The 22,253-nt window shown below is 70.4% G+C and carries 25 protein-coding genes; 18 read left to right on the top strand and 7 right to left on the bottom strand.

The window, feature by feature from the left end:
* Window positions 1-10 precede the first annotated feature (10 nt).
* Entirely contained in the window at window positions 11-1,252 is a 1,242-nt protein-coding gene (locus IF54_RS0115120) for a glycosyltransferase family 4 protein (RefSeq protein ID WP_159002140.1), read from the top strand.
* Here IF54_RS0115120 and IF54_RS0115115 read toward each other — a convergent pair.
* From IF54_RS0115115 to IF54_RS0115095, 5 genes are all read right to left on the bottom strand, one after another.
* On the bottom strand, window positions 1,201-1,995 hold the full coding sequence (locus IF54_RS0115115; protein ID WP_030318641.1) for a hypothetical protein: 795 nt from the start codon (window positions 1,993-1,995) through the stop codon (window positions 1,201-1,203). The genes IF54_RS0115120 and IF54_RS0115115 overlap by 52 nt on opposite strands.
* Complete coding sequence (locus tag IF54_RS0115110) at window positions 1,992-4,091, bottom strand: glycogen debranching N-terminal domain-containing protein (protein WP_159002138.1); 2,100 nt, start codon at window positions 4,089-4,091, stop codon at window positions 1,992-1,994. The genes IF54_RS0115115 and IF54_RS0115110 overlap by 4 nt, the downstream gene beginning before the upstream one ends.
* Window positions 4,092-4,173: 82 nt before the next feature.
* Window positions 4,174-4,944 (bottom strand): ABC transporter permease, encoded by a 771-nt coding sequence (locus IF54_RS0115105; RefSeq protein ID WP_030318638.1) that lies wholly within the window; start codon window positions 4,942-4,944, stop codon window positions 4,174-4,176.
* A complete protein-coding gene (locus IF54_RS0115100; RefSeq protein WP_030318636.1) occupies window positions 4,941-5,864 on the bottom strand; it encodes an ABC transporter ATP-binding protein in 924 nt (307 codons plus the stop codon). Before IF54_RS0115100 ends, IF54_RS0115105 begins: the two co-directional genes overlap by 4 nt.
* A 98-nt stretch (window positions 5,865-5,962) precedes the next feature.
* Complete coding sequence (locus tag IF54_RS0115095) at window positions 5,963-6,760, bottom strand: aminoglycoside N(3)-acetyltransferase (protein ID WP_030318634.1); 798 nt, start codon at window positions 6,758-6,760, stop codon at window positions 5,963-5,965.
* A 161-nt stretch (window positions 6,761-6,921) separates the two neighbouring features.
* Between IF54_RS0115095 and IF54_RS0115090 the strand changes: the two genes are divergently transcribed.
* From IF54_RS0115090 to IF54_RS0115055, 8 genes are all read left to right on the top strand, one after another.
* On the top strand, window positions 6,922-7,665 hold the full coding sequence (locus IF54_RS0115090) for a helix-turn-helix transcriptional regulator (RefSeq protein ID WP_030318633.1): 744 nt from the start codon (window positions 6,922-6,924) through the stop codon (window positions 7,663-7,665).
* On the top strand, window positions 7,662-9,083 hold the full coding sequence (sufB, locus tag IF54_RS0115085; RefSeq protein ID WP_030318631.1) for a Fe-S cluster assembly protein SufB: 1,422 nt from the start codon (window positions 7,662-7,664) through the stop codon (window positions 9,081-9,083). Before IF54_RS0115090 ends, sufB begins: the two co-directional genes overlap by 4 nt.
* Window positions 9,084-9,144: 61 nt before the next feature.
* Window positions 9,145-10,326 (top strand): Fe-S cluster assembly protein SufD, encoded by a 1,182-nt coding sequence (sufD, locus tag IF54_RS0115080; protein WP_030318629.1) that lies wholly within the window; start codon window positions 9,145-9,147, stop codon window positions 10,324-10,326.
* Window positions 10,326-10,643, top strand: coding sequence for a non-heme iron oxygenase ferredoxin subunit (locus IF54_RS0115075; RefSeq protein ID WP_030318627.1), 318 nt, complete (start codon window positions 10,326-10,328; stop codon window positions 10,641-10,643). Before sufD ends, IF54_RS0115075 begins: the two co-directional genes overlap by 1 nt.
* 8 nt (window positions 10,644-10,651) lie before the next feature.
* Window positions 10,652-11,416 (top strand): Fe-S cluster assembly ATPase SufC, encoded by a 765-nt coding sequence (sufC, locus tag IF54_RS0115070; RefSeq protein ID WP_030318625.1) that lies wholly within the window; start codon window positions 10,652-10,654, stop codon window positions 11,414-11,416.
* A complete protein-coding gene (locus IF54_RS0115065; protein ID WP_030318623.1) occupies window positions 11,413-12,669 on the top strand; it encodes a cysteine desulfurase in 1,257 nt (418 codons plus the stop codon). The genes sufC and IF54_RS0115065 overlap by 4 nt, the downstream gene beginning before the upstream one ends.
* Before the next feature lie 16 nt (window positions 12,670-12,685).
* A complete protein-coding gene (gene sufU, locus IF54_RS0115060; RefSeq protein ID WP_030318620.1) occupies window positions 12,686-13,156 on the top strand; it encodes a Fe-S cluster assembly sulfur transfer protein SufU in 471 nt (156 codons plus the stop codon).
* Window positions 13,153-13,485: a metal-sulfur cluster assembly factor gene (locus tag IF54_RS0115055; RefSeq protein ID WP_028809645.1), complete on the top strand. Its 333-nt coding sequence runs from the start codon at window positions 13,153-13,155 to the stop codon at window positions 13,483-13,485. Before sufU ends, IF54_RS0115055 begins: the two co-directional genes overlap by 4 nt.
* Window positions 13,486-13,553: 68 nt before the next feature.
* Here the strand turns inward: IF54_RS0115055 and IF54_RS0115050 are convergent, their stop codons facing one another.
* Window positions 13,554-14,372, bottom strand: a complete 819-nt coding sequence (locus IF54_RS0115050) for an AbfB domain-containing protein (protein ID WP_030318617.1) — start codon at window positions 14,370-14,372, stop codon at window positions 13,554-13,556.
* A 203-nt stretch (window positions 14,373-14,575) separates the two neighbouring features.
* Between IF54_RS0115050 and IF54_RS0115045 the strand changes: the two genes are divergently transcribed.
* From IF54_RS0115045 to IF54_RS0115015, 7 genes are all read left to right on the top strand, one after another.
* Window positions 14,576-14,896 (top strand): DMT family transporter, encoded by a 321-nt coding sequence (locus tag IF54_RS0115045; protein WP_030318615.1) that lies wholly within the window; start codon window positions 14,576-14,578, stop codon window positions 14,894-14,896.
* The gene (locus IF54_RS0115040; protein WP_030318613.1) at window positions 14,896-15,432 is read left to right on the top strand and encodes a TetR/AcrR family transcriptional regulator; all 537 of its coding nucleotides are present in this window, start codon (window positions 14,896-14,898) and stop codon (window positions 15,430-15,432) included. Before IF54_RS0115045 ends, IF54_RS0115040 begins: the two co-directional genes overlap by 1 nt.
* Window positions 15,433-15,527: 95 nt before the next feature.
* Window positions 15,528-16,133 (top strand): RNA polymerase sigma factor, encoded by a 606-nt coding sequence (locus tag IF54_RS0115035; RefSeq protein WP_030318611.1) that lies wholly within the window; start codon window positions 15,528-15,530, stop codon window positions 16,131-16,133.
* A 2-nt stretch (window positions 16,134-16,135) separates the two neighbouring features.
* Window positions 16,136-17,149: a CU044_5270 family protein gene (locus IF54_RS0115030; RefSeq protein ID WP_030318608.1), complete on the top strand. Its 1,014-nt coding sequence runs from the start codon at window positions 16,136-16,138 to the stop codon at window positions 17,147-17,149.
* A 214-nt stretch (window positions 17,150-17,363) separates the two neighbouring features.
* Window positions 17,364-18,353 (top strand): 2,3,4,5-tetrahydropyridine-2,6-dicarboxylate N-succinyltransferase, encoded by a 990-nt coding sequence (gene dapD, locus IF54_RS0115025; protein ID WP_030318606.1) that lies wholly within the window; start codon window positions 17,364-17,366, stop codon window positions 18,351-18,353.
* Between the two features lie 141 nt (window positions 18,354-18,494).
* Entirely contained in the window at window positions 18,495-19,064 is a 570-nt protein-coding gene (locus tag IF54_RS0115020) for a SigE family RNA polymerase sigma factor (protein WP_030318604.1), read from the top strand.
* Window positions 19,061-20,293, top strand: a complete 1,233-nt coding sequence (locus IF54_RS0115015) for a hypothetical protein (RefSeq protein ID WP_030318602.1) — start codon at window positions 19,061-19,063, stop codon at window positions 20,291-20,293. The genes IF54_RS0115020 and IF54_RS0115015 overlap by 4 nt, the downstream gene beginning before the upstream one ends.
* 35 nt (window positions 20,294-20,328) lie before the next feature.
* Here the strand turns inward: IF54_RS0115015 and dapA are convergent, their stop codons facing one another.
* The gene (dapA, locus tag IF54_RS0115010; protein ID WP_030318600.1) at window positions 20,329-21,222 is read right to left on the bottom strand and encodes a 4-hydroxy-tetrahydrodipicolinate synthase; all 894 of its coding nucleotides are present in this window, start codon (window positions 21,220-21,222) and stop codon (window positions 20,329-20,331) included.
* A gap of 155 nt (window positions 21,223-21,377) precedes the next feature.
* Here dapA and IF54_RS43900 point away from each other — a divergent pair, with 155 nt between their 5' ends.
* Window positions 21,378-21,506, top strand: coding sequence for a hypothetical protein (locus IF54_RS43900; protein ID WP_258318803.1), 129 nt, complete (start codon window positions 21,378-21,380; stop codon window positions 21,504-21,506).
* Window positions 21,503-22,222: a hypothetical protein gene (locus IF54_RS0115000; RefSeq protein WP_030318598.1), complete on the top strand. Its 720-nt coding sequence runs from the start codon at window positions 21,503-21,505 to the stop codon at window positions 22,220-22,222. The genes IF54_RS43900 and IF54_RS0115000 overlap by 4 nt, the downstream gene beginning before the upstream one ends.
* Window positions 22,223-22,253 lie beyond the last annotated feature (31 nt).

Genomic DNA, 22,253 nt, shown 5'->3' with positions numbered 1-22,253 from the left:
GAGGCGTGGCGTGGATGAAGAGGAAAGCGGTCGGACGGACGGTCCCCGGCTCCATGTGGGCCTGGTGCACTGGTCGTTCCCCCCGTGCGTGGGCGGGGTCGAGACCCACCTGTGGGACTACTCGAGGCTGCTTGCGGGGCATGGCGTCGACGTGACGGTTTTCACCGGAACGCCGGATCCGGCTATTCCGCGACACGCCGGGATCAGAGTTCTCTACCACTCCGGCCTGGACCTGTCCCCGGCCCCCCGCACACCTCCCGGCGAACCGACGCTGACCGATTGGTTCAGGAAGGAGTTGAGCCCTGATCCGGCTCGGGGCAGAGCGGGCGCGAGGCTGGTGCACGGGCACAACCTGCACCACTTCTCGGACGGCCCGGCGCGGGCGCTCGGCGGCCTTCGGCAGGAACTGAACCTGCGACTGCACCACACTTACCACAGTGTCTGGCGCGAGGGCTCCGTGAATCCCGCCGCCGAGGCGTGCCGGAACTGGGACCGGCATTACGCGGTCTCCGACTTCCTGCGGAGGGAGTGCGTCCGACGGATCGGGATCGTCCCGGAGCGCCGTTATCTGGGGGTGGACACGAAGACGTACCAGGAGGTTCCGGTGTCCGGTGGGCGCCAGGTGCCCGGGCGAGTGCTCCTGCCCGCGCGGCTGATTCCCAACAAAGGCGCACGGTTGGCCGTCCGGGCGGTCGAGCACATCATCAACAACCGCACGACGTCGGTGAAGCCGCACCTGGTGCTCACCGACACGAAGAACACGGTCGACTTCCATCATGAAAAGGACGGTTTCCGCGAGGAATTGCAGAAACTGATCGCGAAATTGGAGATCGAGAGACATGTCGATTTCGTGGAAGCGCGGGTCGACGAGATGCGGGAGCTTTATGAAGCCGCCTCGGTGGTGATCTATCCGTCGGTCTTCGACGAACCCATGGGGCTCGCTCCGCTGGAGGCGATGTGTGCTGCCAGACCCGTCGTGGTGACCCGTATGGGTGGTCTCGACGAGGGTGTGGAGTACGACGGGGAGATCGGTTATCTCGTCCCCGACAGAAGCGTGGACAAGCTGGCCGACCGCATCGCCCTGCTGATCGACAGCCCCGAGCACGCGCAACAGGTGGGTATCAGAGCCCGCGAGCACGTCATGGCACATTTCGACCTGGAGCGTCACTATGTGCTGCCGATGATCAAGGAGTACCGCGCTCAACTCGCCGAGGACCCCGGCGCCGACGCTGGGGGCACCTCGCCGCTGTAGACCAGGTGGGTCACGGCGGCGACCCGCTCCGTCCGCCGCAGCCTGCGCAGTGACACCAGGATGCCCAGCCAGGCACCCGCGCACCCCACCACGCTGAGGACGTCGACAGCGATCGGCAGCGCGCCGGCCCAGACGAGTTCGGCCGTCAGGAAGAGAACCGGGAACAGGCATGAGGTGAGCACGTTCACCTCGGCCTCGGTGTTGTCCACCGCCAGGGTCGGGGAATCGAGCCGCAACCGGCGCTTGCAGTACTCGAAGGCGAACAGCCCTCGGTTCTCCCGGTGCCCTCCGCCGTGGATCACCACCGCACCATGAGGGGTCGGAGCGGGGTCACGCAGGTAGTAGTCGAGTTGGGGATGAGTGCGCAGGCAGTCGTCCAGAGCCTGCCGACCGCAGATGGCCTCCACCCGCCTGCGCAGGTCGGGGGCGTCGAGCGGGGCGAAGCGAGGGACCAGTTCGAGGAGGCCGACCAGCCAGAAGGAGAGCTCACGGAACAGGTACCCGGCAATGAAGCTGAGGGACAGGAAGTTGAGCCCCACCACGACGGCCAGCGGAGTCGAGAGGTCCTTGGTCTGCACCACCATGAAGGACCACAGGTCGCCGGTGTGCCGTAGGTGGAGGAGGGCGATGACCCCGGTCGTGACGATGCACAGCCCCGGAGCCAGGACACTGGAGGCGATGACTGCCGAGTAGAAGGAGAACTTGGAGACCATCGCCGTGGCGTCCGGGCCCATGCCGGTCACGCCCCCGTGCTGTCGACGGTCCAGTCGGGCGGCAGGCCCCGGACGACGACCGGTGCGTCGGACCCGGCCACGCCCACGCCCACCGAGAACTCCCGTCCGGCGAGCCGCAGTCCCTCCACCCGCAGAGGTCCGAACGGCGTCGGTCGGATGTGCAGCACACGACGGGAGACGTCAGGCGCCAGCCCGAGCAGGGCCGACAGCACCGCCACCCCGGACGCCGCGGACCAGCCCTGGGGCCGACAGGCCGCCGGATAGGCGAGCGGAGCCGGAGAACCCTCACCGCGGCTGTCGCCGCCGTACAACTCGGGCATCCGGTAGTCGAAGTGGGCCGCCGCCTCCAGCAGGCCCTCCGCCAGCGCGGACGCCTCAGCCGCGCAGCCCGCCGCGCACAGACCCTGGACGGCGATCGCCGTGTCGTGGGTCCACACCGAACCTCCGTGATAGCTCAGCGGGTTGAAACCGCGCAGCAGGGCCGACCTGCTGCGCAGCCCCCAGCCGGAGTTCAGTTCGGGGGCGGCCAGCCAGGCCGCGACATCGCGGCATCCGGACTCGTCCAGGATGCCGGTGGACAGCAACTGGCCCATGTTGGAGGCCGGTCCGCTGACGGGCTCCAGTCCGCGGCCGACGGCGATCGCCACATACCGGGATGCCGGACCGTCCGGCGAGGGCAGCCAGAAGGTGTCGGCGAACCGTTTGCGCAGGGCCTGGGCCCAGGAGGTCAGCCGTTGTGCTTCCTGCTGCCGACCGTGGGACGCCATCAGTCCGGCCAGGCCGACGGCCGCCTGATAGGCGTACCCCTGCACCTCGCACAGCGCCAGCGGTGGTTCGATACGGCGGCCTGCCGCGTCGCGGACCGCGTCCTCGCTGTCCTTCCAGGACTGGTGGCGCAGGCCTCCTGGGCGGGGGTAGTAGCGCAGGAGACCGTCCTCGTCGCGGTTGGTGGTCTCCTCCACCCATTGCATCCCACGCTCTGCATAGGGCAGCAGCGCGTCCACGTCGGCGTCCGGGAGGCCCCAGTGCCAGGCCTCCACCAGCAGGGTCACGAACAGTGGCGTGGCGTCGACCGAGCCGTAGTAGTGGGAGGGCAGCCGCAGGCCGTTGCCGTGGTCGGCCTCCGCCGGGCGCAGTTCGTGGAGGATGCGGCCCGGTGCCTCCTCGCGGAACACGTCGTGGGCCGAGCCCTGGCGGCGGGCCAGCGCCCAGAGCGTGCCGCGCGCCAGGTCGGTGCCGAGCGGCAGCAGCATGCGGGCCGACCAGATGGAGTCCCGGCCGAAGAGCGTCAGATACCAGGGGCAGCCCGCCGCGATGAACTGGTCCTCGACGCCGTCGCGGGCGGTGCCCTCCGGGTCGGCCAGACGCAGGGCACGCAGGTCGGCCAGTCCTCGGCGGACTAGCGCCGACAACCGGCGGTCGCCGTGCACGACGGGCTCCGACCAGGGCGGGGGAGACGCGGGGGCGCGTGGATGGCCGGGCGGGTCGGGGACCGTGCCGCCCGACACGGTCAGCCGGATCTGCCGGCTCTCGCCGGGGCGCAGCAGTACCCGTGGCCAGGTGAGGGTGCCGCCCTCGGGGCCGTCGGTGACCTCGGGAGCCGGGCCCGACTCCGTGACGCGGACGTGTGCGCGGCCCGCCCGGGAACGCCAGTCGAGTCCGGGCGGATCGAGAACGGCGGTGCTGCGCACGGTCGTGCCGGTCAGCCCCCGCTTCACGTCCGCGATGTCCGCCAGGTCGGTCGCCAGAGCCAGTTCCACATGTAATCGCCGCGCGACGGTGCCGACGTTGCGCAGGAGGAGACTCTCCCCGGCACCCGCGGTACGCACCCGCTCGATGATCACGGTCGGGTCGTTGGTGCGGTCGTGCGGGTAGCGGTGCACCGAGGTGAACCTGACCTGCCCGGGACCGAGGGGCTGAACGCCGATGGGCTCCGGTTCCCGGCCGTCGACCAGCAGGCACGCCGTGTGCAGCAGTCTGCGGTCGTGGCCGTAGAACCCCTCCGCGCGGAGACCGCGCAGCTGTCCGTCCCGCGGCGATGCCGCGAAGGCCGGGGCTGCGACGCAGATCACCACGTCGTGGAGAAGTGGTTGCAGAGCACGCACACTGGGGGAATCCGCGGACTCGTACACGGGACGTCTCTTCCCGCTGCACCCGAACGTCACTCACATGGCGGACGTCATCGGCTCATTCCCAGCGGAAGAACCGCCCCGCCGCGGCCAGCCCCACGACGCCCCACGCCGCGAGGATCCCCAGATCGCCCCACGGCACCCCGGCCCCGTGCAGCAGTACGTCCCGCAGGCCGTCCGAGAGGGCCGTGATCGGCAGCAGGCTCAGGATGTCCTGCGTGGTCTGGGAGAACCGGTCGAGCGGGACCATGACCCCGCCGCTGACCAGCAGGAGCAGGAAGACCAGGTTGGCGGCGGCCAGGGTGGCCTCCGCCTTCAGGGTGCCGGCCATCAGGAGGCCGAGGCCCGAGAAGGCCGCCGTGCCGAGGAGCAGGAGCAGGGCCACGGACAGCGGGTCGCCGTGCGGGGACCAGCCCAGGGCGAGGGCGATCGCCGTGAGCAACACCACTTGCAGGATCTCCGTCACCAGGACCGACGCGGTCTTCGCCGTCATCAGGGCCCAGCGAGGGAGGGGGGAGCTGGCCAGGCGCTTCAGGACGCCGTACCGGCGCTCGAAGCCCGTGGCGATCGCCTGGCCGGTGAAGGCCGTGGACATGACCGCGAGGGCGAGGACGCCGGGAGCAAGGAAGTCCACCGCCTTGGCCTGGCCCGTGTCGATGATGTCCACCGAGCTGAACAGGACCAGCACCAGGGCCGGGATCACCACCGTCAGCAGGAGCTGCTCACCGTTGCGCAGGAGCATCTTCGTCTCCAGCGCCGCCTGGGTCGCGATCATGCGTCCCAGGGGGGCCGCGCCCGGCTGGGGGGCGTAGGTGCCGGTGGCCGTCATGCGCGCAGTTCCTTGCCTGTCAGTTCCAGGAAGACGTCTTCCAGGGTGTGCCGTTCCACCGAGATCTTCTCCGGCATGACGCCGTGCTGGGCGCACCAGGACGTGACCGTGGCCAGGAGCTGGGGGTCGACCTTGCCGATGACCCGGTAGGAGCCGGGCGTCAGCTCCGCCGCCGTGCAGTCGGCGGGGAGGGCCTTCAGGAGGGACCCGACGTCGAGGCCGGGACGGCCCATGAAGCGCAGGGTGTTCTCGGCGCCGCCGCGGCACAGTTCCTCCGGCGTGCCCTGGGCGATGACCCGGCCGCCGTCGACGATCGCCACGTCGTCGGCGAGCTGCTCGGCCTCGTCCATGTAGTGCGTGGTGAGGATGACCGAGACGCCGTCCGACCGCAGGTCCCGGATCAGGTCCCAGGTGGCCCTGCGGGCCTGCGGGTCGAGGCCGGCCGTCGGCTCGTCCAGGAACACCAGTTCCGGGCGGCCCACCACGGCCATGGCGAGCGCGAGACGCTGCTGCTGGCCGCCGGACAGCCTGCGGTACGTCGTCCGGCCGCAGCTGTCCAGACCCAGGCGCTCGATCAGCGCGTCCACGTCCAGCGGGTGCGCGTGCAGTCTCGCCACGTGCCGCAGCATCTCGTCGGCGCGGGCGCCCGAGTACACGCCTCCGGACTGGAGCATCACGCCGATCCTCGGGTGCAGCTCACGTGCCTGTCGCACCGGGTCGAGGCCCAGGACGCGTACCGTGCCGGAGTCCGGCTTCCGGTAGCCCTCGCAGGTCTCGACCGTGGTCGTCTTGCCCGCCCCGTTGGGCCCGAGTACGGCGGTCACGCCCGCCCGGGCCACCAGATCGAGGCCGTCCACGGCGGTCTTCGTGCCGTACCGCTTCACCAGGGCGTGGACCTGGACCACGGGCTCACTTCGCATGGGCCCGAGTCTAGGTTCGCGGCCCGCGCGTCAGTCGGCCGGGTGCGAGATCTCCACCGTCGGAGGACTCATGGGTGCCCGCCGGTCGCCCGCGCCGCCTAGAACTCCTCGCGTGAGCGGTGCAACGGCAGCCAGCGTTCGGCGTAGGCCACCGCGTCGGCGACCGGGAACAGCCGGGTCTCGGCCGCGCCCACCCTTCCCCTTGCGACGACGCCGGTGTCCCGCTCGAAGTCGTACCCCAGTTCGTCGAAGCGGTCCGAGGTGATCGAGACCTCCGTGACGACCTCCCAGCCGGCCGGTCCGGGGCGGCCGACGTTCACCAGGGGGCCCGGGACGCGGTACTCGGCGAGGTGGAAGCTGGTGCAGGTGTCGTAGCCGGCGCCGAGGAGCAGCACGCGCGCGTGGAGGTCCTCCAGGCGGGCCAGCGGGCTGCGCTCGCCGAGCCGGCAGTCGGCGGCGTGGCCGTCCAGGACGGCATGCGCGCGGGGGCCGAGTGCCGCGAACGAGGTCTGGGGGTGGGCGCTCCGGAGGGCGCCGGGCCAGGTGCGCACGGTCTCCGGGATCACGCCGACCCCGCGCGAGGGCGTGACGAGGGGGTCGTAGGCGGGCATGGTTGCGCGGACGGTGTCCCACCAGTCCTCGGGGACCGGCGGGTTGCTCCACACCGCCGGGTCCGAGAGGTCGCCGGTCTGGGTGGGGACCACGAGGGTGCCGTCCGGACCGAGGACGTCGAGGAGAGCCTGGACCACCGCGACCTGGCCGCCGCAGACCCAGCCGAGAGCGCTCAGGGAGGAGTGCACGAGGAGGGTCTCGCCGCTTCTGACACCCAGCTCGCGCAGCTGCCCGGCGAGGGTGTCGCGGGTGACAAGCGGGCCGGTGGGAGGTGGTGTCGGCATGGTTCGGGAGTGTCCCTGACAGAACTGCCGGACGCCACCGGTTTGATCGATCAAAGATCGTTTTCGCAGGTCAAGTTAGGGATGCCTAAGTGACGCAGGGCACCGTCCGGCGGGCCGGGGGCGGCTTGCCCGGTCCTGAGGAATTACGCAACAATGGCGTTGTGAAAAACGTCGGCGAGGTTCGGGAGACCCCCACGGGGGCCCCTCAGGAGGAGCTCGCGACCGGTGAGCGGTCCACCCGCAACCGCGTCGCGCGATCCATCCTGGACCACGGCCCGTCGACCGTCACCGAGCTGGCCGGCCGGCTGGGGCTCACCCCCGCCGCGGTACGGCGCCATCTGGACGCCCTCGTGGCCGACGAGGTCGTCGAGGCCCGGGAGCAGCGGGTGTACGGCGCGCGGACGCGCGGGCGCCCCGCCAAGGTCTTCGCTCTCACCGACTGCGGCCGGGACGCCTTCGACCAGTCCTACGACAAGCTCGCCGCGGACGCCCTGCGCTGGATCCAGGAGCGGTTCGGCGGGGACGAGGCGGTCGTCGCCTTCGCCCGCGCCAGGATCGCCGCGCAGGCCGAGGAGTACCGCAAGGCCGTCGAGACCGCCGCCCCCGAGGAGCGCACCGAAGCCCTGGCCAAGGCCCTGAGCGCGGACGGGTACGCTGCAACGGCGCGGAGCGCACCGGTCGGCGAGCAGCTCTGCCAGCACCACTGCCCGGTGGCCCATGTCGCGGAGAAGTTCCCGCAGCTGTGCGACGCAGAGACGGAGATCTTCTCCCAGCTCCTCGGCACGCACGTCCAGCGACTGGCGACCATCGCGCACGGCGACGGCGTCTGCACGACGTTCATCCCCAAGATTTCCCACACCCCTGATATCGCATCTGCAAGTACGGCCGGGAGGAACCCCGCATGACTCTCCCCACGGAGACTGCTCACCCTGAACTCGAGGGCCTGGGCAAGTACGAATACGGCTGGGCCGACTCCGACACGGCCGGCGCTTCCGCGCGGCGCGGTATCAACGAAGACGTCGTGCGCGACATCTCCGCGAAGAAGAACGAGCCGGAGTGGATGACCAAGCTCCGCCTCAAGGGGCTGCGCCTGTTCGACAAGAAGCCCATGCCGAACTGGGGCTCCGACCTCTCCGGCATCGACTTCGACAACATCAAGTACTTCGTGCGCTCCACGGAGAAGCAGGCGGAGTCCTGGGAGGACCTGCCCGAGGACATCAAGAACACGTACGACAAGCTCGGCATCCCCGAGGCGGAGAAGCAGCGCCTCGTCGCCGGTGTCGCGGCCCAGTACGAGTCCGAGGTCGTCTACCACCAGATCCGTGAAGACCTGGAGGAGCAGGGCGTCATCTTCCTCGACACCGACACCGCCCTCAAGGAGCACCCGGAGCTCTTCAAGGAGTACTTCGGCACCGTCATCCCGGTCGGCGACAACAAGTTCGCGTCGCTGAACACCGCGGTGTGGTCCGGCGGTTCCTTCATCTACGTGCCGAAGGGCGTGCACGTCGAGATCCCGCTCCAGGCCTACTTCCGGATCAACACCGAGAACATGGGCCAGTTCGAGCGGACGCTGATCATCGTCGACGAGGACGCCTACGTCCACTACGTCGAGGGCTGTACGGCGCCGATCTACAAGTCGGACTCCCTGCACTCCGCGGTCGTCGAGATCATCGTGAAGAAGGGCGCCCGCTGCCGCTACACGACCATCCAGAACTGGTCGAACAACGTCTACAACCTGGTCACCAAGCGCGCCGTGGCGTACGAGGGCGCGACCATGGAGTGGATCGACGGCAACATCGGCTCCAAGGTCACCATGAAGTACCCGGCCGTCTACCTGATGGGCGAGCACGCCAAGGGCGAGACCCTGTCCATCGCCTTCGCGGGCGAGGGCCAGCACCAGGACGCCGGCTCCAAGATGGTCCACATGGCGCCGAACACGTCGTCCAACATCGTGTCGAAGTCCGTCGCGCGCGGTGGCGGCCGTACCTCCTACCGCGGTCTCGTCGAGATCGGCGAGGGTGCGGCCGGATCCAAGTCGAACGTGCTGTGCGACGCGCTGCTCGTCGACACCATCTCCCGCTCCGACACGTACCCCTACGTGGACGTCCGCGAGGACGACGTGTCCATGGGCCACGAGGCGACCGTCTCCAAGGTCTCCGAGGACCAGCTCTTCTACCTGATGAGCCGCGGTCTCTCCGAGTTCGAGGCGATGGCCATGATCGTGCGCGGCTTCGTCGAGCCCATCGCGAAGGAGCTGCCGATGGAGTACGCGCTGGAACTCAACCGGCTGATCGAGCTCCAGATGGAGGGTGCGGTCGGTTAACACCGGCCCGTGTCCCCGTCGTAAGTCTTACAAGCGTCAGGAAGAGAGCACACCGACAGCCATGGCTGAGGCCCAGAACATCCCGGTGGGATCCACCACCGCCGGCTCGATCGCGGTGGCCGCCGAGTCGACCGTCGCCACGCGCATGAGCGCGCCCCCGTCCTTCGACGTGCAGGACTTCCCCGTCCCGCACGGCCGCGAGGAGGAGTGGCGGTTCACCCCGCTGGAGCGGCTGCGCGGGCTGCACGACGGCACCGCGGTCGCCACCGGCGCCGGCGTGACGGTGGACGTGCAGGCCCCCGAGGGCGTCGTCGTCGAGACCGTCGGCCGTGACGACGCGCGCCTCGGCAGGGCGGGCACCCCGGTGGACCGCGTCGCCGCCCAGGCGTACTCGTCCTTCGAGAAGGCCGGCGTGGTCACCGTCCCCAAGGAGACGGTCCTCACCGAGCCGATCCGGATCGCCGTGCACGGCGAGGGCGGTACCCGCTTCGGGCACCAGGTGATCGAACTGGGTGCCTTCGCCGAGGCCGTCGTGGTCATCGACCACACCGGTGACGCCGTGCTCGCCACCAACGTCGACTACGTGCTCGGCGACGGCGCCAAGCTCACCGTCGTCTCCGTCCAGGACTGGGACGACAAGGCCGTGCACGTGGCCCAGCACAACGCCCTCATCGGGCGGGACGCGAGCTTCAAGTCGGTCGTGGTGACCTTCGGCGGCGACCTGGTACGCCTGCACCCGCGCGTCTCCTACGCCGGCACCGGCGGTGAAGCCGAGCTGTTCGGGATCTACTTCACCGACCGGGGCCAGCACCAGGAGCACCGCCTCCTGGTCGACCACAACACCCCGCACTGCAAGTCCAACGTCGTCTACAAGGGCGCGCTCCAGGGCGACGACGCGCACGCGGTGTGGATCGGTGACGTGCTCATCGAGGCCAAGGCCGAGGGCACCGACACCTACGAGATGAACCGCAACCTCGTCCTCACCGACGGCGCCCGGGTCGACTCCGTGCCCAACCTGGAGATCGAGACCGGCGAGATCGTCGGCGCCGGCCACGCGAGCGCGACCGGCCGCTTCGACGACGAGCAGCTCTTCTACCTGATGGCCCGTGGCATCCCGGCCGACGAGGCCCGCCGCCTCGTGGTCCGCGGCTTCTTCGCCGAGCTGGTCCAGCAGATCGGTGTCGACGACATCGAAGAGCGCCTTCTCGTGAAGATCGACGAGGAGCTGGAGGCCACCGTCTGATGGCCTACGTACGCGCCTGCGGGCTGAGCGAGCTGGAGGAGGACACCCCGAAGCGGGTGGAACTCGACGGCACGCCGGTCTCCCTCGTGCAGACCGAGGGGGAGGTGTTCGCGATCCACGACATCTGCTCCCACGCGAACGTCTCGCTCTCCGAGGGCGAGGTGGAGGACTGCCAGATCGAGTGCTGGCTGCACGGCTCCAGCTTCGACCTGCGCACCGGCAAGCCGTCCGGCCTTCCCGCGACGCGCCCCGTCCCCGTATACCCCGTAAAGATCGAAGGGGACGACGTGCTCGTCTCCCTCAACCAGGAGTCCTGAGGCAATCCATGGCAACGCTTGAAATCCGCGACCTGCACGTCACCGTCGAGGCCGACAACGCCACGAAGGAGATCCTCAAGGGCGTCGACCTGACCGTGAAGCAGGGCGAGACGCACGCCATCATGGGCCCCAACGGCTCCGGCAAGTCGACGCTCGCCTACTCCCTCGCCGGTCACCCGAAGTACACCATCACCGGCGGCACCGTCACCCTCGACGGCGAGGACGTCCTGGAGATGGAGGTCGACGAGCGCGCCCGCGCGGGCCTGTTCCTGGCGATGCAGTACCCCGTCGAGGTCCCCGGCGTCTCGGTCTCCAACTTCCTGCGCACCTCGGCCACCGCCGTCCGCGGCGAGGCCCCCAAGCTGCGCACCTGGGTGAAGGAGGTCAAGGAGGCCATGGAGCGCCTCCACATGGACCCCTCCTTCGCCGAGCGCAACGTCAACGAGGGCTTCTCCGGCGGTGAGAAGAAGCGCCACGAGATCCTCCAGCTGGAGCTCCTCAAGCCGAAGATCGCGATCCTCGACGAGACCGACTCCGGCCTCGACGTCGACGCGCTGCGGGTCGTCTCCGAGGGCGTCAACCGGGTCCGTGAGACCGGTGAGGTCGGCACCCTGCTGATCACGCACTACACGCGCATCCTGCGCTACATCAAGCCCGACTTCGTCCACGTCTTCTCCGGCGGCCGGATCGTCGAGTCCGGCGGCGCCGAGCTCGCCGACAAGCTGGAGAACGAGGGTTACGAGGCTTACACGAAGGGTGGCGTATCCGCGTGACACAGCTGCCGGGCCTCCTCGACACCGAGGCGATCCGCAAGGACTTCCCCATCCTGGACCGCCAGGTCCACGACGGCCGGAAGCTCGTGTACCTGGACAACGCGGCGACCTCGCAGAAGCCGCGCCAGGTGCTGGACGCCCTGAGCGAGTACTACGAGCGCTACAACGCCAACGTCCACCGCGGTGTGCATGTGCTCGCCGAGGAGGCCACGGCGCTGTACGAGGGAGCGCGCGACAAGGTCGCCTCCTTCATCAACGCGCCCTCGCGCGACGAGGTGATCTTCACCAAGAACGCCTCCGAGTCGCTCAACCTCGTGGCGAACATGCTGGGCTGGGCCGACGAGCCCTACCGCGTGGACTCCGAGACCGAGATCGTCATCACCGAGATGGAGCACCACTCCAACATCGTGCCGTGGCAGCTGCTCGCGCAGCGCACGGGCGCGAAGCTGAAGTGGTTCGGGCTGACCGACGACGGCCGCCTCGACCTGTCCAACATCGAGGAGGTCATCACAGAGAAGACGAAGATCGTCTCCTTCGTGCTGGTCTCCAACATCCTGGGCACGGTCAACCCGGTCGAGGCGATCGTCCGCCGCGCGCAGGAGGTCGGTGCGCTCGTCTGCGTCGACGCCTCGCAGGCCGCGCCGCACATGCCGCTGGACGTCCAGGCCCTCCAGGCCGACTTCGTGGCCTTCACCGGCCACAAGATGTGCGGCCCGACCGGCATCGGTGTGCTGTGGGGACGGCAGGAACTCCTGGAGGACCTGCCCCCGTTCCTCGGCGGCGGCGAGATGATCGAGACCGTGTCGATGCACTCGTCGACCTACGCCCCCGCCCCGCACAAGTTCGAGGCGGGCACCCCGCCGATCGCGCAGGCGGTCGGGCTGGGCGCGGCGATCGACTACCTCGACTCGATCGGCATGGACAGGATCCTCGCCCATGAGCATGCGCTGACCGAGTACGCGGTCCAGCGGCTCGCCGAGGTCCCCGACCTCAGGATCATCGGCCCGACCACGGCCGAGGACCGGGGCGCGGCGATCTCCTTCACGCTCGGCGACATCCACCCCCACGACGTGGGCCAGGTCCTCGACGAGGAGGGCATCGCGGTCCGGGTCGGCCACCACTGCGCGCGGCCGGTCTGCCTGCGGTACGGAATTCCTGCGACCACGCGAGCGTCGTTCTATCTGTACTCCACGCCCGCCGAGATCGACGCACTGGTCGAGGGGCTGGAGCACGTACGGAACTTCTTCGGCTGAGGGGCGTGCTGAAACCGTGAAGCTGGACTCGATGTACCAGGAAGTCATCCTGGACCACTACAAGCACCCGCACGGGCGTGGTCTGAGGGACGGCGACGCCGAGGTGCACCACGTGAACCCGACGTGCGGCGACGAGATCACCCTCCGCGTGAAGTACGACGGCACGCGGATCGAGGACGTCTCGTACGAGGGCCAGGGCTGCTCGATCAGCCAGGCCTCGGCCTCCGTCCTGAACGATCTGCTGGTCGGCAAGGACCTCGCCGAGGCGCAGCGGATCCAGGAGACCTTCCTGGAGCTGATGCAGTCCAAGGGGAAGATCGAGCCCGACGACGCGATGGAGGAGGTGCTGGAGGACGCGGTCGCGTTCTCCGGTGTCTCCAAGTACCCGGCCCGGGTCAAGTGCGCCCTCCTCAGCTGGATGGCGTGGAAGGACGCGACGGCCCAGGCGCTGGACGCCGGCGCCGACGCCGAAAGGAAGACGGCATGAGCGAGACCGTTGAAATGAAGCCGGCCTCCGAGGAGGAGGTCCGCGAGGCGCTGTACGACGTCGTCGACCCCGAGCTGGGCATCGACGTGGTCAACCTCGGCCTGATCTACGGCATCCACATCGACGACGCGAACATCGCGACCCTCGACATGACCCTGACCTCGGCGGCCTGTCCGCTGACGGACGTCATCGAGGACCAGGCCAAGTCCGCCACGGACGGCCTCGTCAGCGAACTCCGCATCAACTGGGTGTGGATGCCGCCGTGGGGCCCGGACAAGATCACGGACGACGGACGCGAGCAGCTGCGGGCGCTCGGGTTCAACGTCTGAGGCTCTTCGGCTGTGACGAAAGCGGCGGCACCCTCGGGTGCCGCCGCTTTCGTGTGCTCACGCGCGGCTCAGGCCAGCCCGCCCACCGGCTGGAACGACGAGTCCGCCACGAACTGGGAGCTGTACTCGAAGCGTTGCAGGCGGACCACGAAGTTCTGGTGGCGCAGGAAGTAGCCCGGGTAGTTGACCGACTCCAGCATCTTCGCGCCGGGTGCGGCCGTCGAGTCCCGAGAGCAGAACGTGGCGTCCTGCTTGAACAGGGACGAGCCGTCGTTGCGTTCGGCCCGCAGGACGAAGCTGCGGTGGCGCAGGTACGCACCGTCGTGTGTGACGAACGAGTAGCACGAGGCGTTCGCCAGGCCCTTGACCTGTTTGAACGTGGCGTCCTCACGGGCCTGTTCGCCGCTGACCTGGTCCAGGCCGACATGGTCGGAGTCCACATGCCAGTAGCGGTCGGGGTAGTTGACCGAGCGGAACGAGCCGTAGACCGCCGCGGGCTTCGGCTTCGCCGGACTGCCCTTGGAGGGCGTGGACTTGGGCGGCTTCGGGGTGGTCGTGACCGCGACGGTCGGACCGGTGCCCTGTTGCCGGGGGCCCGCGGGACTCGGGGACACCGACGAGAGGTCGCTGTCGCCCTCCGGGGGGAGGGTCGTCGCGGGCTGCGAGGAGAAGGAGATCAGACCGGATCCCCCGTCCCGCGCGGATTTCGACCGGACATCGTCCTTGTTGTCGGTCGCGGCTATCGCCGCCACACAGGCGACGACGGTGGTCACCGCCAGCGCACCGGCGAGATACAGCCGCCTGGTGCCGGGAGTGCGGGAGGTGTCCAGTGTCCAGCCGTTCTCCCAGGGGCGGTCCTGAGGCGGCCGGGACTTGTCTTCGGGCATGCGCGGTTCCTCCGGCACGGCGCGGTGTGCGACGGCCGCTGCTGTGGTGGCGCGGTAGGTGAAGGGTGAACCACGTGTGGTTCCGGAGGGAACATTAGTGGTTACCGGGGGTTGTGAGCAGCCTTTTGAAGCGGCTGATTTCCACATTCACGCATCAGCGGACCGCAAGATTTCCGCAATCGTCGTTATGTACGCTTGTACGCATGGGATATCTGCTCCTCGCCGGAGCCATCGCAGCCGAGGTCGGAGCGACCACGGCCATGAAGTACACCGAAGGATTCAGCCGGTTGGGGCCCTCGCTGCTGACCGTGCTCGGCTACGTCCTCTCCTTCGCGCTGCTCGCGCAGACCCTGAAAACGGTGTCGGTCGGCACCGCCTACGCGATCTGGGCCGGAGCGGGCACCGCGACCATCGCCGCCATCGGGATGTTCTTCCTCGGAGAGAGCATGACGGTCACCAAAGCCGCCGGGATCGCGCTGATCATCGTCGGGGTCGTGGTGCTGAACCTGGGCGGGGCGCACTGATGGCGCGCCGGTACGACCCCGAGCGACGGCAGCGGATCATCGACGCGGCCATCCGGGTCGTGGGGCAGAAAGGCCTCGCGGGGCTCAGCCACCGCAGTGCCGCCGCCGAGGCCGATGTGCCGCTCGGCTCGACGACGTACCACTTCAAGAGCCTCGACGAGCTGATGGTCGCCGCGCTGCGCCAGGCCAGCGAGGGCTTCGCCAAGGCGGTCGCCGCACACGGGGCGCTGGACGGCCCCGGCGGCGACCTGGCAGCCGACCTCGCCCGCGTCCTCGGCGAGTGGCTCGGCGGCGACCGCACCGGCGTCGAGCTGGAGTACGAGCTCTACCTCGCCGCGCTGCGCCGGCCCGCCCTGCGCCCCGTCGCCGCCGAGTGGGCCGATGACCTCGCCGCCCGCCTCGCCCACCGCACGGACCCGGTCACGGCACGCGCCCTGGTCGCGCTGACCGACGGGATCTGCCTCCAGGTGCTGCTGACGGGGGTGCCGTACGACGAGGGGTACGCGCGGGAGATGCTGGCGCGCGTGATCCCCTGATCCCGACTCCTGGTTCCTGCGCCGGTGTCCGTGAACTCTTCGCCGTCCATCGGGCAACAGGGGGTGTCACACACCGACGAACCAGGGGGAGCCTTGTGAGTGGACCACCGTCGTCCACGGCACGGACGGAGGACGACGCGGAGGTCGTCGCCCAGTCGCTGGACCAACCGGAGCTGTTCGCCCGGCTCTACGACCGCTACGCGCCGGACATCCACCGGTACGCCGCCCGCCGCCTCGGCGACGGCGCGGCCGACGACATCACGGCCGACACCTTCCTCGTCGCGTTCCGGATCCGCTCCCGCTACGACCTCACACGTCCCAACGCCCGCCCCTGGCTGTACGGCATCGCCGGCAACCTGATCGGCAAGCAGCGCCGCTCCGAGGTGCGGGCGCTCAGGGCGCTGGCCCGCACCGGCGAGGATCCGGTCGCCGCGTCCTGGAGCGAGTCGTGGGTCGAGGCCACCGACAGCAGGATCGCCGCGCAGGGCCCGCTCGCCGGCGCCCTCGCCGCGCTGTCGGCCGGGGACCGGCACGTCCTGCTGCTCGTCGCCTGGGCCGACCTCACCTACCAGGAGGTCTCCGAGGCACTGGGCATCCCGGTCGGTACCGTGCGCTCCCGGCTCAACCGGGCGCGCCGCAAGGTGAGGACGGCGCTGGGCGCCGATCCCGCATTCGTGAGCGACGCGGCGGAGGTGGCGTAGCGATGGACGAGATGACCGAGGTGCGCACACTGCGCGCCGACGCGCCGACGGCGGACCGTGCGCGGCTCGCGCCCGGGCGGGCACGGCTGCTGGACGCGGCCCGCGCGGGACAGCGGCGGCGGGAGCTGTGGCGGCGCCGGGAGTTCGTGATCGTGGCGGTCGTGGCCGCCGTGACCGCCGTGGCCGTGACCGCGGCCCTGCTGGTGGGCGGCGACAGCGCAGGCCACAAGGTACGGCCCGCGAACGGACCGACCCTGGACCTGAGGGGGATGAGCGCCGCCCAGCTCCTGAACCGGGCCGCCGACACCCTGGAGACCGAACCCGACGGTCCGGTGCCGACGGCCCGGCAGTGGATCTACCGCAGGGCGATCCAGGAGCACCAGGACGGGACGCTCCCCGACTCGATGGTGCCGCAGGCCTACGTCGACGAGTCCTGGATCCGGTACGACGGCACCGCGCTCGCCTCCATGGAGTTCGACGGAAAAACCACCCGGATGAACACCATCAAGATGCACCTCGAGAACGGCGGGGAGGGCGACGACCGTTCGGCGCGTGAGATGTACCGGGTGCTGTCGGCGCTGCCGTCCGGCGGCGAGCAGACGCTGAAGGTGCTGCGCGAGAAGAACGCCATCGAGGACGGCAGGGGGGTGCCGCAGGCGGAGAACGACTACATCGAGATCAGCGTCCTGCTGGACGCCTACGTCATGCCCTCCAAGGGGCTGGCCTCGCTGTACCGCGCCCTCGCGACCCTGCCGGGCGGGAAGGTCACCGACCACCTCGTCGAGACGAAGGCCGGGACCCGGGCGATCGCCCTGAGCTACGACCGCGACGACGACCCGAGGACCGGTGAGCCGACCCAGGACCAGTGGCTGATCGACCCGCAGACGTACCGGATCATCGGTATGCGCCTGCTGACGGCCGGCGAGGTCGTGGGCGGCTCGTCACTGTCCGGGACAGCCGTGGTGGACCGGGCCGGGGTACGGGGGCCGGTCGACACGGGGCCTGACGGGGACTGACGGAGAAAGAGGGTCACGGCGGCCCGCACCACGTGGGGAGTGCGGGCCGCCCGCGTTCCCCGTCATGTGGGGGAGCGTGGGCCGCCGGCCTTCCCCGGCACGCGGGGAATGCGGGCCGCCCGCGTTCCCCGTGGCCACGCCCGTACCGCTCGGCCTCTGAGACGGCCCGCGCGCGGGTTCGCCTCGCACGCCCCCCGGCGGTTAGGTTTCCCTCATGACCGACACGACTGCTCCGCGTATCACCGGCGCCATCGCCGCAGGCCTCGCCACCGTCGCCGCCGACGGCACCGTTCTCGACACCTGGTTCCCCGCTCCCGAGCTCACCGCCGAGCCGGGTCCCTCCGGCACCGAGCGGCTGTCCGCCGAGCGGGCCGTGGAACTGCTCGGCGAAGGCGCCACGAAGGCGATCGGTCCGGACGCCCGCCGTGGCGTCGAGGTGGTCGCGGTCCGTACGGTCATCGCCTCCCTGGAGGAGAAGCCGCTCGACACGCACGACGCCTACCTGCGTCTGCACCTGCTCTCGCACCGCCTGGTCCAGCCGCACGGCCAGAGCCTGGACGGCATCTTCGGGCTGCTCCCCAACGTCGCCTGGACCTCTCTCGGCCCGGTCGCCGTCGACGACGTCGAGAAGGTGCGCCTGAACGCCCGCGCCGAGGGCCTGCACCTCGCCGTCACGAGCGTCGACAAGTTCCCGCGCATGACGGACTACGTGGCCCCCAAGGGCGTCCGCATCGCCGACGCCGACCGGGTCCGGCTCGGCGCCCACCTCGCGGCCGGCACCACCGTGATGCACGAGGGCTTCGTCAACTTCAACGCCGGCACGCTCGGCACGTCGATGGTCGAGGGCCGCATCTCCGCCGGTGTCGTGGTCGGCGACGGCTCGGACATCGGCGGCGGCGCCTCCACCATGGGCACGCTCTCCGGCGGCGGCAACGTCCGCATCACCATCGGCGAGCGCTGCCTGATCGGGGCCGAGGCGGGCGTCGGCATCGCGCTCGGCGACGAGTGCGTCGTCGAGGCTGGTCTCTACGTCACCGCGGGCACCCGGGTCACCATGCCCGACGGCCAGATCGTCAAGGCCCGCGAGCTGAACGGCGCCTCGAACATCCTCTTCCGCCGCAACTCGGTCACCGGCACGGTGGAGGCCCGCCCGAACAACGCGGTCTGGGGCGGCCTGAACGACATCCTGCACAGCCACAACTGAGCGCTTTCACCCGAAGTCGCCGTAGAGGTTCCGCCTCTACGGCGACTTTTTTCATGGGTGTGGCATAGCGGGGGCACCCCGCGCGCGTCACAAGGGGCGGAGGGCCGCGCACCGGCGCCGCCGGGGGAAGAGAAGGTGACGATGAATGCCGAAGGGCTGGAGAGTTTCCGGGACTTCGTGGACGGCAGGTCGTCCGCCCTGCTGAAGACCGCCGTGCTGCTGTGCGGCGGGGACCGGCACGCCGGTGAGGACCTGCTCCAGAACGCTCTGGTCCGGGCGGCCGGACGCTGGCAGAAGATCGACGAACCCGAGGCCTACGTACGGCAGGTCCTCTACCGCCAGCAGGTCAGCCGCTGGCGGCTGAAGTGGCCGCGCCGGGAGGTCAGCGTCGCCGAGCCGCCCGAACCGGCGGCCCCCGGCGGCACCCCGGCCGACACCGCCGCCGCCACCGAACTGCGCCTCGTGATGCGCCAGGCCCTGTCCCGGCTCACCGCACGTCAGCGCACCGTGCTGGTGCTGCGCTACTTCGAGGACCTGCCCGAGGCCGACGTGGCCCGGCTGCTCGGCTGCTCGGTCGGCACCGTGCGGTCCACCGCCCACCGCTCGCTGGCCCGGCTGCGCTCGCTCGCACCCGAACTGGCAGCCCTCGGGCCCGCCGACGCCGAGCGGTCCGCGTCCCGTGACTACTCGCCCGTGGAGGTGCGTCCGTGAACGTCGACGACATCGTGCGCGACGCCCTGCGCGAGCAGGCCGCCGAACAGCCCCCGGCTGCGGCGGGGTTCGCCGACCGGGTGCTGGCCGTCCGGCGCCGCCGTCGCACCCGCAGGATCGCCCTGGCCGCCGCGGCCGCGGTGGCCGTGATCGCCGTAGGGGTGACGGTGCCGCTGATGGACTCCGGCAAGGACGACGTCCGCCCCTCGGGCGGCGGCGGTGGGATCGTGGTGGAGAAGAGGACGAAGGCCCACCCCGACCAGTCGCCGCCCCGCGAGGAGATCTCCGCCGGGGGCACCACCCTGGCCGGGTACTACATCCCGGAGACGGTGAAGAAGACTTCGGAGACAGCTGTCTACCAGCGCACCTACCACCTGCTGAACCCGCGCACCGGCAGGTACGCGAAGGCCGCGGACTGGTCCTGGGTGGCGGTCGCCCGAGGTGGCAGGACGGCCGCCGTCCTCGAACAGGAGCTGCCCGCCTCCCGGATCGGCCTCCTCGACCTGACCACCGGCAAGGTCGAGCGGTGGATCCCGGTCGACCACGGGGTCGGCGGGCTCGCCTTCTCCCGCGACGGCCGCAAGCTGGTCGCGACGACCTACTCCGTCAACCCCGACCTGCGGGTCAAGGTGAACGGCTCCGACGGCTGGGACCAGTCCCAGCCGTCCGGCCGCACCGGGTTCTACCTCTTCGACGTGGCCTCAGGGAAGGGCGACTGGACCGAGGTCAAGCTCGCGAGCAGCTCCGACGATCCCAGGGGCGCCGGCTTCCTCAACAGCCGCCAGGACTTCGCCCTCACCGACGACGGCAGGCACGTCTGGGCCGGCAACCCCATGGGGGCCATCGGCAAGGAGTTCTGGGACCTGAAGGGCGCCAAGGTACCCACTCCCGCCGACGACAAGTACCTGGAGTGGTACGTCGACGCGGGCAAGTCGCCGGACGGCAGGCTCGTGGCCGGTGCCTTCGCGGGTCAGAAGTGGCATACCTCCTCGTTCATCCTCGACGCCAAGACCGGTGTGCACACCGAGGTGCGAGGCCAGCAGCTGCTCGCCTGGGTGGGCAACAAGCAGCTCATCGCCTGGGACATCGGCAAGAACGACAAGAACGAGTTCCACCAGCGGCTCGTTTTGGTCACCCTCGGCAGCGACAAGGAGGTCCCGTTGAGCGGCTTCCGCGAGGGCAACGACGGCGACGCCGGACGCTGGGAGCCGCTCTTCGCCCAGCCCTGATCATCGCCCCTCCCCTGATCGTCCTGATCAGGGGATCAGGCGGCCACGAACCGTTCGTACTCCGCCAGCAGCCCGTCGGCCGTCTCCCGGTCGGCGGGCCGCAGCGGGGCACGGACCGGGCCCCCGGGCAGACCGAGCGCGTTGAGGAGGGCCTTGGCAGTGACCGTGCCGGGAAGGCCCGCCGCCATCATCGCCTCGATCAGCCCGGTGGCCCTCTGTTGGAGGCGGGCGGACACGGGGGTGTCGCCCGCCTCGAACAGGTCGATGATCGCCCGCAGCCGCTCCGGGACCACGTTGGCCACCGTGCTGACGTACCCCGTCGCGCCCACCGCGTACAGCGCGAGGATCTGCTCGTCGCAGCCCGCGTAGTACGCCAGCTCCGTGCGGTGCAGGACCTTCTGGGTGCCGAGGAGGTCGTAGGAGCAGTCCTTGACCGCGACGATCCGGGGGTGCCCGGCGAGCCGGATCATGGTCTCCGGTTCGATGCGGGTGCCGGTGCGGGCCGGGATGTCGTACAGCATCACGGGCAGCCCCGAGGCGTCCGCGATCTCCCGGAAGTGTGCCTCCAGCGCGTCCTGCGGCGGCCTGCTGTAGTACGGGCTGACCACCAGCACCCCGTCCGCGCCCGCCTTCTCGGCCGCCAGGGCCAGCTCGACGGTGTGCCGGGTGTCGGAGGTGCCCACGCCCGCCACCACCGGCACCCCCGCGCCCACCGCCTCCCGGACCGCCGTCACCAGAGCCGACTTCTCCGCGTCCGAGGTCGTCGGGGACTCGCCCGTCGTGCCGGACAGGACGAGCCCGTCGCAGCCGTGGGAGACCAGGTGCGCGGCCAGCCGCTGGGCGCCGTCGAGATCGAGCGCGCCTTCCTCGGTGAAGGGGGTGACCATGGCGCACAGGGCGCGGCCGAAGGGAGGAGGCGTAGTCGTCATGGGGACAGTCTCGGCGCGCCGACAGTGAAGCTCCACTTAATTCTTCTGCGAGGTATGCGTAAGCAGAGCTTCACACCGGGGTCCTAGGCCCTATGTCCAATTCGCGCCTCATGGGTCACCATGGCGAGACAGGACCCCTGTGTGTGGGAGGCGTCATGAAGCTCGGCAAAGCACTGGCCACGGGAGTCGCCGAGGAGCGGCCGCAGATCCGGGACGAGGAACTCGACCTTCCCGAGGAGATCGAGGAACTGAAGGCTCCCGAAGAGGTACCGGCGGCCCGATGAGGCTGCGGCTTCCGGAGGAACGCCCCGCGGAGCCGCCGACCGGATACAAGATCGCCCACCCGGTGCTGTCCCAGGACGGCACCCGGGCCGGGTTCACCGGTGTGTCGCTCGGCGGCGCGCTGCCGTACGGCGTCCTGGCCGACGCGTCCTGTGTCTACGGACTGCGGCACCGGGCGCCCCACCGCCGCTGCGACTGCGGCTTCCACTGCGTGCACGACCGCGCGGCCGCCGAGGCACTGCTGTGCACGGCCGAGCACCGCACGGCCGTCCTCCTCGACGTCCTGGTCCTCGGCCGCTACCTGCGCTTCGAACTCGGCTACCGCTACGCCCGCCAGCGGGTGCGCTCCGCCACCGTCGGCCCCTGCGCCTGCGGCGCGGTCGCGGCGGCCCTCGCCGACGCCGGCTGGGGGCGGCCCGGCTGGCGCGCCCTCGCCCCCTCGTGCGCGGCCTGTCTGCGCGGTCGTACGGCTGTCTCGCTCGCCGGGTTCGCCCGGCTGGCCGGGGAGGGGCTGCGGGTCGTCGCGGGCCCGGCCGCACCGGTCGCGGCCGGCCTCGACGCCGGAGGGCTGCTCGGGGTCGGGGTCGCCGCAGGAGAAGGGCTCGGGGTGCCCGAACTCGCCGCCGAGGCAGCCCTGTTGCAGGCGCGGCTCGACTGGTTCCAGAGCCAGCTCGCCCGGCTGGGAGAGCGCGGCCCGGACGGCGGACCGCAGGGGTAGCGGGGGCCGGGCCGGGTACCCGGGGGTTTCG

The organism is Streptomyces sp. NRRL B-3229 (assembly GCF_000719505.1).
Lineage (GTDB): Bacteria > Actinomycetota > Actinomycetes > Streptomycetales > Streptomycetaceae > Streptomyces > Streptomyces griseorubiginosus.
Note: the sequence above shows the minus strand (reverse complement) of the source record. Positions and strands in the feature narration are given on the sequence as shown.